The organism is Peribacillus saganii, from assembly GCF_003429095.1.
Lineage (GTDB): Bacteria > Bacillota > Bacilli > Bacillales > DSM-1321 > Peribacillus > Peribacillus saganii.
The window spans coordinates 108499-121142 of record NZ_QVTE01000017.1 but is presented as its reverse complement, the minus strand read 5'-3'; the positions used below and the strand labels follow the sequence as shown (position 1 = coordinate 121142).

General features: G+C 42.4%; 14 protein-coding genes. 9 read left to right on the top strand and 5 right to left on the bottom strand.

Annotation, left to right across the window (positions count from 1 at the left end; all coding sequences use genetic code 11):
* The first annotated feature begins 135 nt into the window (after positions 1 to 135).
* Positions 136 to 1302 carry an MFS transporter gene (locus tag D0469_RS08235; protein WP_117326231.1) on the top strand — a complete coding sequence of 389 codons (1167 nt, stop codon included), beginning with the start codon at positions 136 to 138 and terminating at the stop codon, positions 1300 to 1302.
* Positions 1303 to 1386: 84 nt separating this feature from the next.
* Complete coding sequence (locus tag D0469_RS08230; protein ID WP_117326229.1) at positions 1387 to 3246, top strand: transglycosylase domain-containing protein; 1860 nt, start codon at positions 1387 to 1389, stop codon at positions 3244 to 3246.
* A gap of 405 nt (positions 3247 to 3651) precedes the next feature.
* Here D0469_RS08230 and D0469_RS08225 read toward each other — a convergent pair whose 3' ends face one another.
* From D0469_RS08225 to D0469_RS08205, 5 genes are all read right to left on the bottom strand, one after another.
* Positions 3652 to 4209 carry a DUF5366 family protein gene (locus D0469_RS08225; protein WP_117326228.1) on the bottom strand — a complete coding sequence of 186 codons (558 nt, stop codon included), beginning with the start codon at positions 4207 to 4209 and terminating at the stop codon, positions 3652 to 3654.
* Between the two features lie 441 nt (positions 4210 to 4650).
* Positions 4651 to 4980, bottom strand: coding sequence for a hypothetical protein (locus D0469_RS08220; protein ID WP_142919176.1), 330 nt, complete (start codon positions 4978 to 4980; stop codon positions 4651 to 4653).
* Positions 4981 to 5045: 65 nt separating this feature from the next.
* Positions 5046 to 5351 carry a hypothetical protein gene (locus D0469_RS08215; protein WP_142919175.1) on the bottom strand — a complete coding sequence of 102 codons (306 nt, stop codon included), beginning with the start codon at positions 5349 to 5351 and terminating at the stop codon, positions 5046 to 5048.
* Between the two features lie 417 nt (positions 5352 to 5768).
* Entirely contained in the window at positions 5769 to 6110 is a 342-nt protein-coding gene (locus tag D0469_RS08210) for a hypothetical protein (RefSeq protein ID WP_117326224.1), read from the bottom strand.
* Positions 6111 to 6226: 116 nt separating this feature from the next.
* Positions 6227 to 6475: a hypothetical protein gene (locus D0469_RS08205; protein ID WP_117326222.1), complete on the bottom strand. Its 249-nt coding sequence runs from the start codon at positions 6473 to 6475 to the stop codon at positions 6227 to 6229.
* Between the two features lie 315 nt (positions 6476 to 6790).
* Between D0469_RS08205 and D0469_RS08200 the strand changes: the two genes are divergently transcribed.
* From D0469_RS08200 to mnhG, 7 genes are read left to right on the top strand one after another with little or no spacing between them, the layout of a single operon-like run.
* Positions 6791 to 9202 carry a Na+/H+ antiporter subunit A gene (locus tag D0469_RS08200; protein WP_117326220.1) on the top strand — a complete coding sequence of 804 codons (2412 nt, stop codon included), beginning with the start codon at positions 6791 to 6793 and terminating at the stop codon, positions 9200 to 9202.
* Positions 9189 to 9611 carry a Na(+)/H(+) antiporter subunit B gene (locus D0469_RS08195; RefSeq protein ID WP_117326219.1) on the top strand — a complete coding sequence of 141 codons (423 nt, stop codon included), beginning with the start codon at positions 9189 to 9191 and terminating at the stop codon, positions 9609 to 9611. The genes D0469_RS08200 and D0469_RS08195 overlap by 14 nt, the downstream gene beginning before the upstream one ends.
* On the top strand, positions 9611 to 9952 hold the full coding sequence (locus D0469_RS08190) for a Na(+)/H(+) antiporter subunit C (protein WP_117326217.1): 342 nt from the start codon (positions 9611 to 9613) through the stop codon (positions 9950 to 9952). The genes D0469_RS08195 and D0469_RS08190 overlap by 1 nt, the downstream gene beginning before the upstream one ends.
* The gene (locus D0469_RS08185; protein ID WP_117326215.1) at positions 9945 to 11432 is read left to right on the top strand and encodes a Na+/H+ antiporter subunit D; all 1488 of its coding nucleotides are present in this window, start codon (positions 9945 to 9947) and stop codon (positions 11430 to 11432) included. Before D0469_RS08190 ends, D0469_RS08185 begins: the two co-directional genes overlap by 8 nt.
* Positions 11432 to 11908, top strand: coding sequence for a Na+/H+ antiporter subunit E (locus D0469_RS08180; RefSeq protein ID WP_117326214.1), 477 nt, complete (start codon positions 11432 to 11434; stop codon positions 11906 to 11908). The genes D0469_RS08185 and D0469_RS08180 overlap by 1 nt, the downstream gene beginning before the upstream one ends.
* Positions 11908 to 12192 carry a Na(+)/H(+) antiporter subunit F1 gene (locus D0469_RS08175; RefSeq protein WP_117326212.1) on the top strand — a complete coding sequence of 95 codons (285 nt, stop codon included), beginning with the start codon at positions 11908 to 11910 and terminating at the stop codon, positions 12190 to 12192. The genes D0469_RS08180 and D0469_RS08175 overlap by 1 nt, the downstream gene beginning before the upstream one ends.
* A complete protein-coding gene (gene mnhG, locus D0469_RS08170) occupies positions 12176 to 12535 on the top strand; it encodes a monovalent cation/H(+) antiporter subunit G (protein WP_117326211.1) in 360 nt (119 codons plus the stop codon). Before D0469_RS08175 ends, mnhG begins: the two co-directional genes overlap by 17 nt.
* Positions 12536 to 12644 lie beyond the last annotated feature (109 nt).

Genomic DNA, 12644 nt, shown 5'->3' with positions numbered 1-12644 from the left:
AGATTTTCTTCTTTCATTAATCGTTTTTTTAAATTTTCTGAAGGATTCATGTATACTAATATTTAGAGTTGCGAAATACTTACAAAGCAACCAAAAGAGGTGTTCACAATTCAGCAAAAAAGAAACTTAACTATTATGTGGATCAGCAACTTTTTAGTATCTGCCAGCGCTACCATGATACTTCCATATTTGTCACTTTACATTGATAGTATGGGATCCTACAGTGGAGATTTTGTGCAGCGATGGGCCGGTTATGTGTTTAGTGTTACCTTCGTGACCGCCTTCATTTTTTCTCCTATGTGGGGAAGATTTGGCGACAGGCACGGATACAAGCCGATTCTTATGATTACTGGATATGGGATCGCTTTATGCATTTTCCTGATGGGTTTTGCTGAATCCGTTTATACGCTTTTTTTCTTGAGAATGGCCATGGGAGCTGTAACCGGCTTTATTCCAACCTCGATGGCACTTATCGTATCCCAAACGCCTAAAGAAACGGCTGGCAAAACACTGGGAACTTTGCAAACCGGAACAGTGACAGGCGGTTTGTGCGGACCCTTGATTGGCGGTCTTCTGGCTGATACTTTTGGCTTCGAGTATACCTTTATCCTAACTGCCGGAGGTATTTCACTGGCTGCAACTGCAGTAGCATTCGGAGTTCATGAATCGAAAAAGGAAAATAAAAAGGAAAAGGAAAAAACTTACAACAGAAGGCAAGTGCTTAGCTATATTTTCAAGAATCCCGTTTTGATATCGGTCATGCTAATTTCAACTTGCATGCAGGCTGCGAATTTTAGTATTCAGCCATTGCTGGCTCTATACGTTGGACAGCTGACACATGGCAATACAATCGCATTCCTGGCCGGCCTTGTGTTCTCATCAGCTGGGTTTGGCAACCTTCTCTCAGCAAGACATTGGGGTAATCTAGGCGATCGAATCGGCTACGAGAAGGTAATCATGATGCTTTTAGTCTCAGCAGCTATTATCGTTATTCCGCAGTCATTCGTTACTGAACTTTGGCAGCTAATGCTGCTCCGCTTTATGCAAGGAATTGCTCTTGGCGGTCTGCTGCCTTGTATTACCGCTTATATCAGGCAGGCTGCCCCGGCTTCCATGCAGGGCGAAATTTTAGGCTATAATGTTAGCTTCCGCTTCCTTGGAAATGTTATAGGCCCAACAGCTGGAGGAATAGTCGCAAGCATTGCCGGAATTTCCTCAGTTTTTTTCCTGACAAGCTCTTTATTCCTTACAGGTTTTGCCTTATTATGGTGGAGTAAAATGAAAGAGACCCAAGCAGGTTAATTCATTTGCGGGGATTCCATTACGAAATCCAGGCCTTGCGATGCCCGCGAAACAAAATTTTAAATAGATTGGAAGATTGATTGTTTGCGCACACTTTTAGGTTTTATGATGATTCTCCTACTGGTTCCTTTGCTTTCCATGCTTGTCTTTTTTAGCTATAGCGAATGGGCCAATGCTCAAGGCTTCCACCAATTTTTGGATGACAAGATTGATCTTAAGGGAATAAAGCTGCCTGAATCCAGTTTTATTACAGCGGCTGACGGAACAATCATATCCGAGTTATCTGCTGACGAAAAGCGAATTTACCTGCCAGACGAGAAAATTCCTGACTTTCTTAAGGATATTTTCGTCACGATAGAAGACCGGCAATTTTATGAGCATGCCGGAATTGACGGCAGTGCCATCAGTAGGGCGCTGATTGCCAATTCCCAGAATAATTCAATTGAGCAGGGAGGAAGCACTATTACCCAGCAGCTGGCTCGTAATCTCTATCTGACACATGAAAAATCGTATAATCGAAAGCTATCTGAGGTACTCTTCTCCTATCAGCTCGAACGAAAGCTATCAAAAAAGAAAATTCTTGAGCTTTATGTGAATGCGATATTCTTTCAAAATGGCAGATACGGGATTGAATCGGCTGCACGCTATTACTTCGGTAAGGAAACGAAAGATCTGACCAAAGCAGAGCTTGCCTTTTTGGCTGCTATCCCGAACAATCCGGAGAAATATAATCCGCTGACCCATTTCCCCGACACTAAGCTTCGACAGGAACGAATTCTCAAGCAGCTGGAAGATGTCGGAAAATTATCGCATGATGAGTATAAGAGGCTGATTAAAGAACCTGTTGTTCTGCATGTTACCAAGGGTAAAGATAAATATCCAGACTATGTTACTTACGTTGAATCAGAGCTGGAAGAGCTAATTGCCCAATCGGAAGGACTGCAGAAGGACCTGTCCAGTCCAGGAACCGCAACACGGGAGCTCGCACAGCAAAAACTCACAGATAGGATTAAAGATTTGAACCAATCAGGAATTGTTGTCCAAACGGCCCTTGATACCCGATTGCAGGAAAAAGCAGAACAGACATTAGAACGCAGACTGAACTCGATTCCGGTGCAGGGTGCAATAGTGGTTTTACAGCATAATACGCACCAGCTTGTCTCTTTGATTGGGGGAAAAGATTATATAAAAAAATCTTTTAACAGAGCGTTTCAAAGTTACCGGCAGCCGGGCTCTTCAATAAAGCCACTTCTTGTCTATGGTCCGTATCTGGAAGCAATGAATGCAGATATAGACCGGAAAATCAGTGCCGCCTCCTTCTGTGAAAAGGATTATTGCCCAAAGAATTATTCTGGAGACAGTTATGGAATGGTTTCCATCCGGAAAGCTTTCGCCCAATCCTATAACACACCTGCAGTAAGGCTGCTTCAGCAAACAGGTATTGATGAAAGCTTCCAGAGGCTTGATCCATTTCATTTTAAGAAGGTAAATGAAAAAGACCATGTCCTTTCCGCTGCACTTGGCGGACTGACAGATGGGGTGAGCACGCTTGAACTGACAAATGCCTATTCATCGTTTCACAATGGCTCCTACCAGCCTGCGCGTGCCATCACCCAGATTCTTGATAAACAAGGCAATGTGCTATATAAGTGGAAGGATACACCTGTAAGAGTATGGTCAGAACCGACTGTCAGAAAAATGAGAATCCTGCTCCATGAAACGATGATAAGCGGAACGGCCAGGAAAGCGTATGTTTCCGGAGATTATATTGGAGGCAAAACAGGGACTACAAATGATGTAAAAGACCTTTGGTTCGTGGGTCTCACTGATGATTACACAGCCGGTGTCTGGATTGGCAAAGACCAGCCTGCAAGCATGTTAAACATTCAGCCTTCAGGCCCGCATCTTGAGATTTGGAAGGAAGTCATGAAGCAGGTGAAGTGAAGATACTTATAGGTATGTAAAAAACCAGCAGAAGCTCGAGTTGCTACTCAGCAGCTCTGCTTCGCCCTGCTGCACCGCAATTAGTCTACCCTGAGGGTGCGAACCTTGCCAAGAAATCGATATATTCCAAAAGTTGACGATAACAGATAAAAATTGATAGAAATAACATTGCCACTTTAAAAACCTTTCCCTTGGCAAGCAAGCTTAAAATAATTATTTTCAGTTAAAAAATTGCCTTGAAGGGCGAATATAACTGTTCTTTATTGCCCCTGCCGGAATATCACCCCTCATCTTTCCACTCCCGCCAAAGCCTGTATCGAAGGGAGCGAAACTGCACCACTTTTCACACCTCCTATAATCAAACAGAAACCCAGTTAAAATCTCCGAGTTCCATTCACAGACCTCTTAAACAGGCAGGCTGGCCATTATGCTGTTGTACAGCTTCAGGAAGGCGAACACAACTGTAAAAACTAATGCGGCCCAAATAAAGGTATGAAAAAAGATTAATCCAATCAATCGCACAGTTGACAGGCTTGACTGGATTTTATAGACAAAATAAATAAAGGCAGTTATCGTTGCTGCAATAAAGATTCCAATAATACCTGCTATAAACTTAATGCTCAAAAGTGAAAGTGCTCCGCCTATGAAATAAATGACTGATCCAAGCCGGATGCTTTTCAGTCCCTCTCCCTCAGATTCCTTCGAAAAGAAAAGCAGGGACAGCTCGAGCACAGTATCTGATATGAGTTTTAAAGCAGCAAACAGCATAAAGAAAAGGATAAATAATACGAGCAGCAGGGACAATTTGATGCCTGCATCCGGCACAAATTCAAGCATGCCGTTATAAACCCCTACACTTTTCAGAAGAACGACAGCCTTCAATTCTGTATAAATCGAAAAGGATAGGCTGAAGAGCATAATTGAAATCAAGGGGAAATAGCCAGTTAAGTATGTATTTTTCATAATTGTAATCCTCATCTTTCAAAATGGTACTCTCCCATTATGCTAAAGTTTCTTCTTTCCTACAACAAAATCCCCCTATTACCTTCCAACTATTTAACCCGTTTTTCCCAATCTTTTATTATCAATTGTTAAAAGGAAGAGCAGCCAAGAAATCATATACCGGCTTGGGATTACCTATTTTGATTGTTACGGTATTTCGAGGCTCTGTTTTCATTATTCTGCTGATGCAGATTCAGTCATTCGACGCGAAGTGAGATATTGCGGATACCTTGAAACTTTATCAAGAACCATCTGTACGAGTTAATATTTAAAAACATAATTTTATTCGTCACACCCACCCCGGCTGGCGAAGTGGAGAACAGAGCTTAGCAGTTTGCAATCTTTAACGAATCCATCTTTCATCTATTAAGACTATGTAAAAGGAAGGCAAATAACTGCCAATTATTTGGCTTCCCTTCTCGCTTGGCCGAATAATCTAACTTTGGATGATGGCTCTGATTTCTCCTCGCTCGATTTATCCTTCTTTGAATCGGATAAATCCTCCCATTTTTTAACAGCTGTCTCAAATTGCTGGTTAGATAGCTGGTTTGAAGCTAATAGTGCACAAAGCATAGCATAGGCTATAGGCCTTGTGTCCACCTCGACACTTACGTGGACATCCACATTGGAATTCCCGCTGTGGCCAATCGCTGAATTATTTTTTGCAATTTCCTGCGTTTCAGTATTGTTATTCGAAGCACTAGATGACATAGAACGAAAAAATTTATCCATAATCTCACTCTCTATCTTTCTATAATAAGGCGGAATAGGAGAACCCCATATTCCGCCAAGCATTTTTAGTCTTCGATGTCCTGGCTCTGATCCTGGTCCTGATCCTGCTCGGATTCAGAATCTGCTCTTGAACGAACCCTGGCAACGGAATCAGAATCTACATCAATATCCAGATTTATTTTAGAATTTCCGCTGTCAGCGATCTTAGCGATATTGGTATTGCGTGTAGAGTTTTTCACTTCATTGTCGCTATCAGCCTCACTGTCGCTCCTTACATCGTTGTCGATATCGAAGTCCACATCAGACCGGCTATCGGACTGTGAATCTGAACGGTCTCTGCCACGAGAAAACCAATCATTAATTCCCATCATAACCTCTCCCTTCTGCTTTGATATGAGTAGTATATTCATAATCGAAGGAGGAGAATGGACAAACACACAGGGCAAACGCGGAATTATGATTATATAGCATATTTTGAAAAGCAGAAGCGCCCTGACAAAAGGAACGTCGGCGCCAGCACGTCCTGTGCAAGTCCGGCAAGCATAAGACAAGCGCTGACAGAAGGCGCTTTTTGCCTTCCGAAGTGATTGGCTTATGACCTCGAGGCCGGCTAAGTTCGCCACGTCCTGTGGCGACGTCGGCACTAGCACGTCCTGTGCGTCGGGGCTTTATTTTACTCCGTAAAAAAAGTTGCTGGGCGCTGGAGCTAGACATAAATACTTTAATGTTATGTCTTGTCTAGTAAAAACAGCGGAGCTGGGTGGTTGTCCCATGCTCCGCTGTTATAATTAATCTTCAATATCCTGGTCTTGGTCTTGATCCTGTTCTTGGTCTGAATCAGATTCAGAGCGGGAACGGACTCTTGCCCGGGAATCAGAATCCACATCGATGTTAAGATCGATTTTTGAATTACCGCTGTCAGATAACCTCGCAACGTTGACGTTACGGGTAACGTTTTTTACTTCGTTTTCACTATCCACTTCACTGTCGCTTCTTGTATCGTTGTCTATTTCAAAATCCACATCGGAGCGGGAATCGCTCTCGGAGTCGCTTCTGGAAGACCCTCCATTGCCGCCATTATATCCATTTCCGTAGCCTTTTCCGCTATTTGGAAACCATATTTTACCCATTTATCTTTCTCCCTTCATTTGACTTACAAGCAGTATATTCAGGGATGAAAAAGGAGGATAGACAAACTGCCTGATGTAACAGCGGATTTTTCAGACGGGCATCCTTTTAGAAAACATCACATACTATGGTCCGTTTTACGGATTTGGATATACTCCCTTGATTTGAAGTTCCATTGCTTTGAAATATCAAGCTCGCCTTCTTGTACAGGAATAATAAACGGCTCTGAAAAGCTTGATCCAGGCAGGGAATCACTACGATAATTAAAGATAATATACTCCCTTTTGTTTCCCTCATTCATTATCCATGCGCCGGTAAAAAGTAATAAGAAAATGCTGCTGCAGGCGACGGCTTTCATCCTGACCATTTTGATCACCTTCCTTTTTCTAGTCTTTCTGTAATAGAAGGAAGTAATACTTTTAAAAAAATTTTTTAAAGTTTTGATGCCTTTCTTCCTATTTAATAATTTTCAGAAAATATAAATACTCTGATATACAACGAATGCAAGCAATCTTAAATTAAGATATAATTTTTATGTTAAGAATATGGTTAACATACCGTTATCGATACGGTTTCGTTTATTAACGGAGGTAATTGTCTGTTCCCTAGGTGAGGGCTCAGTTACTAATGCTAATCATTTTCAAAATATAGATTAGATAAAAAACGATGATGGGGGGATTTCATGTCATTATTGCACCTTGCTATTCTTTCGCCTTTTCTGCTTGCTATAGCAGTGCCAATTTTGTATAAGCATATCCGCAGCGTACACACCGGCTGGTTTGTACTCGGATTGCCAGTAATTCTATTTACATACTTTTTCCGTTTCCTGTCTGCTACCCAAAACGGGGAAACCGTGGCAGAAAGCTTTGCCTGGATTCCGTCTCTTAATGTAAGCTTCGATGTTTATGTCGACGGATTGGGCCTGCTTTTTGCTCTGCTGATTACTGGGATTGGATCCCTTGTCGTCTTATATTCCATTTTCTATTTACAGAAGGAAAAAGAACGGCTGGGCAGTTTTTACACCTTCCTGCTTTTGTTCATGGGAGCAATGCTGGGTGTCGTGTTATCTGATAATTTGATTGTCCTATACACATTTTGGGAGTTTACCAGCCTATCTTCCTTCCTGCTGATCGGCTACTGGCATCACCGCGAAAGGTCCCGGTACGGTGCCCAAAAATCCATGCTGATAACTGTTTTGGGCGGATTAGCCATGCTGGGAGGATTCGTGCTTCTCTATATCATGGGAGGAACCTTCAGTATTCGCGAGCTGATTGGACAAGCTGATAGCCTGTTTGAACATCCGTTGTTCACACCCGCACTACTGCTTGTGCTGCTTGGTGCCTTTACAAAGTCTGCACAATTCCCTTTTCATATCTGGCTGCCAGATGCGATGGAAGCTCCAACGCCGGTAAGTGCTTATCTGCATTCAGCAACAATGGTTAAAGCGGGGATTTACCTTGTCGCAAGAATGAGCCCTATATTCGCTGAATCCGGAGTATGGCTATGGCTGATCGCTTCATTTGGGATCGCAACGCTTTTTTGGGGATCATTCTCTGCGGTAAAACAAACCGATTTAAAAGGTATTCTGGCTTTCTCTACAGTCAGTCAGCTTGGTTTGATTATGTCGCTGCTGGGAGTAGGTGCCGCCGCTCTGCATTACGAATCAATCGGAGAAAATGTTTATATGGTTGCTACTGTAGCCGCTGTATTCCACTTAATTAATCATGCCACCTTCAAGGGAACCCTGTTTATGGTAGTGGGCATCATTGATCATGAAACCGGTACAAGGGATATCCGAAAGCTGGGCGGGCTGATGGCTTTTATGCCGATTACCTTCACCATCGCTGTCATTGGCGCATTTTCAATGGCAGGGCTTCCTCCGTTCAACGGATTTTTAAGTAAGGAAATGTTCTTTACAGGTATGGTGAATGTTCTGAATATGGACATTTTTAATCTTGATGCCTGGGGAATCCTTTTTCCTGTCCTTGCTTGGATTGGAAGCATTTTTACATTTGTTTACAGTATGATTGTTGTTTTTAAAGTTTTTGGCGGGAAGCATCAGCCTGATAAATTGGAAAGAACACCTCACGAAGCTCCGCTTGGTATGCTGATTTCACCGGTTATACTTGCTTCATTGGTTATTATTTTTGGTATCTTTCCGAACCTATTGTCCGGAACTCTTATTGAGCCCGCAGTAGCATCCATTATTCCCAGTTTGCTTGATGGGGAATTTCACGTCCACATCGGTTTTTGGCATGGATTTACACCTGAGCTTTTTATGACAATAGGTGTTATCGCAATTGGTATCCTGCTTTATTTAACGGTTCCAAGGTGGAAAAAAGTATATTATGCTTTGCCAGAAGCATGGTCATTAAATCGCTTATATGATAAAACCATTGAACTGGCTGAACGGGCTTCAATATGGGTCACCCGCTTGTTTATGACCGGCTTTATCCGCAGCTATCTCGTTTATATCTTCTTGTTCTTTATTATTTCGTTAGGCTTTACGCTGTATTGGCAAGATGCTTTTAAGCTCGATACTGATAATACAGCCCCGATTCGTATGTATGAATTGATCCTCGCTATTATCATAGCGATTGGCTCTGTTGCTATATTGTTCGTAAAGTCCCGTTTAACCTCAATCATTCTGCTCGGTGCTGTTGGCTATACCGTTTCATTGTTTTATGTTCTTTTCCGGGCACCGGACCTTGCCCTGACCCAGCTGATTATTGAAACTATTTCAGTTGCATTGTTTCTCCTCTGTTTCTACCACTTACCGAAGATTAACCTGAAAGAGGAGAGAATGACCTTTAAGCTGAATAATGCACTGATTTCGCTTGGCGTTGGAGTAATTATTGCTTTAATAGCATTGTCTGCCCACAGCAATAAACTTTTTGATTCTATTGCAAGCTTTTACCTCGAGAATTCCTATAAGGAAGCCGGCGGCAAAAATGTTGTGAATGTCATACTGGTCGACTTCCGCGGATTGGATACAATGTTTGAAATCACGGTGCTGGGCATCGCGGCAATCGGCATTTATTCGTTGATTAAGCTTCGCATGACAAGGGGGAGGGAAGCGGATGAAAACAAATGATTTAATCCTGCAAACCGTCACTAAGGTTTGCGCCTTCGTAATCATCCTGTTTTCCATATCGATATTTTTAGGAGGGCATTACTCACCAGGAGGCGGCTTTGTTGGCGGATTGATGACATCCTGTGCAATAGTACTGCTGCTCCTGGCCTATGATCTAAAAACCGTGGCGGCCCTGCTGCCAATTGATTATAAGATAATGATCGCTTGCGGGCTCCTGATCTCCGCCTCAACCGTTGCCGGGTCATGGCTATTCCATGCCCCTCTTATGACACATGCTTACAGCTATTTTAATTTGCCAATCCTGGGCAAAACATCATTGCATACGGCTGTACTATTTGATTTGGGAGTTTATCTGGTGGTTATTGGTGTCACGATGACCATTATTCAGACGATAGGGGAGAGTGAATAATGGAAATTTTAATGGCAATTGTCATTGGTATTTTATTTACCACTGCTACGTATCTTATGCTTTCAAAAAGTATTTTGCGGATCATCGTCGGAACTGGCTTATTAAGCCACGGTGCCCATCTTCTCATATTGACGATGGGCGGCTTAAAAAGAGGCGCCGTTCCGCTTCTCGGTGAGCATGCTGAAGCATATGTCGATCCGCTGCCCCAGGCTTTGATTTTAACAGCGATTGTCATCAGCTTTGGGGTTACGTCCCTTTTCCTCGTTCTTGCCTACAGAACATACCAAGAGCTGGGAACAGATAATATGGATCATTTGAGAGGAAACGAAGCTAATGAATAATATAGTGTTCCTGCCTGTTTTATTGCCTCTTTTAACAGGCGTTATCTTGATATTCTTTGCCAGAAAGACTGGGATCCAGAAAGGAATATCCTTCCTTTCATCTCTGTGCGGAATGGCTGTTGCGTTATATCTGGTACATTACATATCCAATAATGGTATTAAGGTCCTTGAAGTAGGGAGCTGGAAAGCACCTTTTGGTATTGTCATTGTTGCCGACATGCTGGCTTCCCTTTTAGTGCTTACCACAAGCCTCGTTGGGTTTGCCGTATTGCTGTACTCCTTCCGGGGTATCGGCAAGGAGCGGGAAAAATTCTATTACTATTCTATATTTCAATTTTTATTGGTTGGGGTAAATGGAGCTTTTCTGACAGGTGACATATTCAACTTATTTGTTTTTTTCGAAGTAATGCTGATGTCCTCTTATGTGCTATTGGTATTGGGGGGCACGAAAGGCCAGCTGAGGGAATCTTTAAAATATATATTGGTTAATGTTATTTCCTCAGCTTTTTTTGTCATTACGGTTGCCTATTTATATTCTGTTGTCGGCACACTGAACATGGCCGATATCGGAAGAAGGATTGGGGAAGCTGGCCAGCCAGGGATCATTACTGTTATTGCTGTAATGTTCCTTATCGTTTTCGGTCTAAAAGGAGCCATCTTTCCGCTGTTTTACTGGCTCCCAGGCTCCTATTTTGCCGCTCCGATTCCCGTTCTCGCCTTATTTGGAGCTTTGTTAACCAAAGTAGGCATATACTCAATCCTAAGGACCTATACACTTATGTTTCCTCATCAGCAAGGTTATACCCATGAGCTGCTGGGAATTCTGTCAATTCTAACAATTATCGTTGGAGTGATAGGAGCAATCGCATACTGGGATGTCAAAAAAATCATTATCTACAATATCGTAATTGCAGTAGGTGTTATAGCATTTGGAATTTCATTGATGAACCAGGATGGACTGGCAGGTTCTCTCTTTTATTTGATCCACGACATGATCATTAAAGCAGCGCTATTTCTTTTGGCTGGCATTATGATGAAGGTGACCGGAAGCAGCAGCCTGCGGGAGATGGGCGGACTAATCAGAACCAATCCTGGTCTTGGATGGACCTTCTTTCTGGCAGCGATTTCCCTTGCCGGTATTCCCCCGTTTAGCGGGTTCTCAGGAAAGCTGCTGATTTTGCAGGGAGCCGCTGAAAAAGGAGCCTTTATAGGAATGGCAGTTGTCCTGATTTCAAGTTTGCTTGTTTTATATTCAATCATGAGGATCTTCATATATGGATTTTGGGGAAATGTGACCAGTTATACTCCAGCATCTTCCGTTCCTGTAACAAAGTTATTAACACCTGCAGTTATATTGGTGGCGGTTTCGGTTTTGTATGGGATTGGTACCGAATTTGTGTATCCTTTTATTATTCAGGGAACAGAACCTCTTGTAGACCCGCAAATTTATATTGACGCCGTACTAAAGGAGGAGGGTTGATGGCTTTTCAAATATTGTTAAATGTTGTGCTCGCTTTTACCTGGATGTTCCTAAAAACCTCTTATACAAGTTCAACTTTCTTTGTAGGCTATCTCCTTGGCCTTTTAATCATCTTCGCGTTTAGGAATTGCTTTAGCGGCAGATTTTATTTAATCCGGGCATATGCAGTATTCAGGCTGTTTCTAATCTTTATCAAGGAACTGATTTTAGCTAATATTGCTGTTTTAAAAGTGGTATTAAAGCCAAAGTTAGATATGCGGCCAGGAATTTTCGCCATGCAGACCGTCCTCGAAAAGGATTGGGAAATAACAGTCCTTGCGAATTTAATCACTCTTACTCCCGGCACCTTGGTTGTCGATGTTTCAGACGACAATAAAACTCTCTATATCCATGCAGTGGATATAGAAGATGCTGAAGACGTGATCCAAGGTATCAAAAGCACTTTTGAAAATGCAATCCTGGAGGTAAGCCGCTAATGTTAGAAATAATCTTAAGAATAAGCCTCTTATGTATTTCACTAGCCATGCTCGGCCTGTTATATAGGGTGGTCAAAGGACCTTCGGCAGCGGACCGCGTTATCGCACTGGATGCCATGGGAATCAATTTGATTGCGATTGTTGCTCTAATTTCAATTCTTCTCGATACAAGCGCATTTCTTGAAGTAATATTGCTTGTCGGAATTTTGGCGTTCATCGGGACAGTAGCCTTTTCAAAGTTTCTAGAGAAGGGGGAAATAATAGAGCATGATCGAAATCGTTAAAATTATTGCAGGAGCCTTGATATTATTTGGTGCTTTTTTAAGTGTTGTAGCAACATTTGGGGTAATCAGGCTTCCAGATGTGTATACAAGGAATCATGCCGCCTCCAAAAGTGCCACACTTGGGGTAATGAGCATCCTGCTCGGAACATTTCTTTACTTCTGGATTGAACATGGCCATTTTAATTCCCGCGTCATCCTAGCAATTGTATTCATTTTTGCGACGTCTCCTGTGGCCGGACATTTGATAAGCAGGGCTGCATATAATAGCGGGGTTCCATTGTGGGAAAAAAGTGTGCAGGATGATTTAAAAGGTAAAAATCAAATCCGCCAAGCTGAAAAGTAAAATGGTGTGATTTCACTCTGCTGCTGGCCTCCTGGCCGGCAGTTTTGCTTTTACGATTAAAATAAAAAAAGTTAAAATGCTTTTTCATACACTGCAATTCACGCGGAAT

Excerpts from the sequence above, each read along its gene's own strand:
- D0469_RS08235 (WP_117326231.1), top strand. The coding sequence starts at position 136 with ATGTGGATCAGCAACTTTTTAGTATCTGCCAGCGCTACCATGATACTT.
- D0469_RS08225 (WP_117326228.1), bottom strand. The coding sequence starts at position 4,209 with ATGAAAAATACATACTTAACTGGCTATTTCCCCTTGATTTCAATTATG.
- D0469_RS08220 (WP_142919176.1), bottom strand. The coding sequence starts at position 4,980 with ATGGATAAATTTTTTCGTTCTATGTCATCTAGTGCTTCGAATAACAAT.
- D0469_RS08215 (WP_142919175.1), bottom strand. The coding sequence starts at position 5,351 with ATGATGGGAATTAATGATTGGTTTTCTCGTGGCAGAGACCGTTCAGAT.
- D0469_RS08210 (WP_117326224.1), bottom strand. The coding sequence starts at position 6,110 with ATGGGTAAAATATGGTTTCCAAATAGCGGAAAAGGCTACGGAAATGGA.
- D0469_RS08205 (WP_117326222.1), bottom strand. The coding sequence starts at position 6,475 with ATGGTCAGGATGAAAGCCGTCGCCTGCAGCAGCATTTTCTTATTACTT.
- D0469_RS08200 (WP_117326220.1), top strand. The coding sequence starts at position 6,791 with ATGTCATTATTGCACCTTGCTATTCTTTCGCCTTTTCTGCTTGCTATA.
- D0469_RS08195 (WP_117326219.1), top strand. The coding sequence starts at position 9,189 with ATGAAAACAAATGATTTAATCCTGCAAACCGTCACTAAGGTTTGCGCC.
- D0469_RS08190 (WP_117326217.1), top strand. The coding sequence starts at position 9,611 with ATGGAAATTTTAATGGCAATTGTCATTGGTATTTTATTTACCACTGCT.
- D0469_RS08185 (WP_117326215.1), top strand. The coding sequence starts at position 9,945 with ATGAATAATATAGTGTTCCTGCCTGTTTTATTGCCTCTTTTAACAGGC.
- D0469_RS08180 (WP_117326214.1), top strand. The coding sequence starts at position 11,432 with ATGGCTTTTCAAATATTGTTAAATGTTGTGCTCGCTTTTACCTGGATG.
- D0469_RS08175 (WP_117326212.1), top strand. The coding sequence starts at position 11,908 with ATGTTAGAAATAATCTTAAGAATAAGCCTCTTATGTATTTCACTAGCC.
- mnhG (WP_117326211.1), top strand. The coding sequence starts at position 12,176 with ATGATCGAAATCGTTAAAATTATTGCAGGAGCCTTGATATTATTTGGT.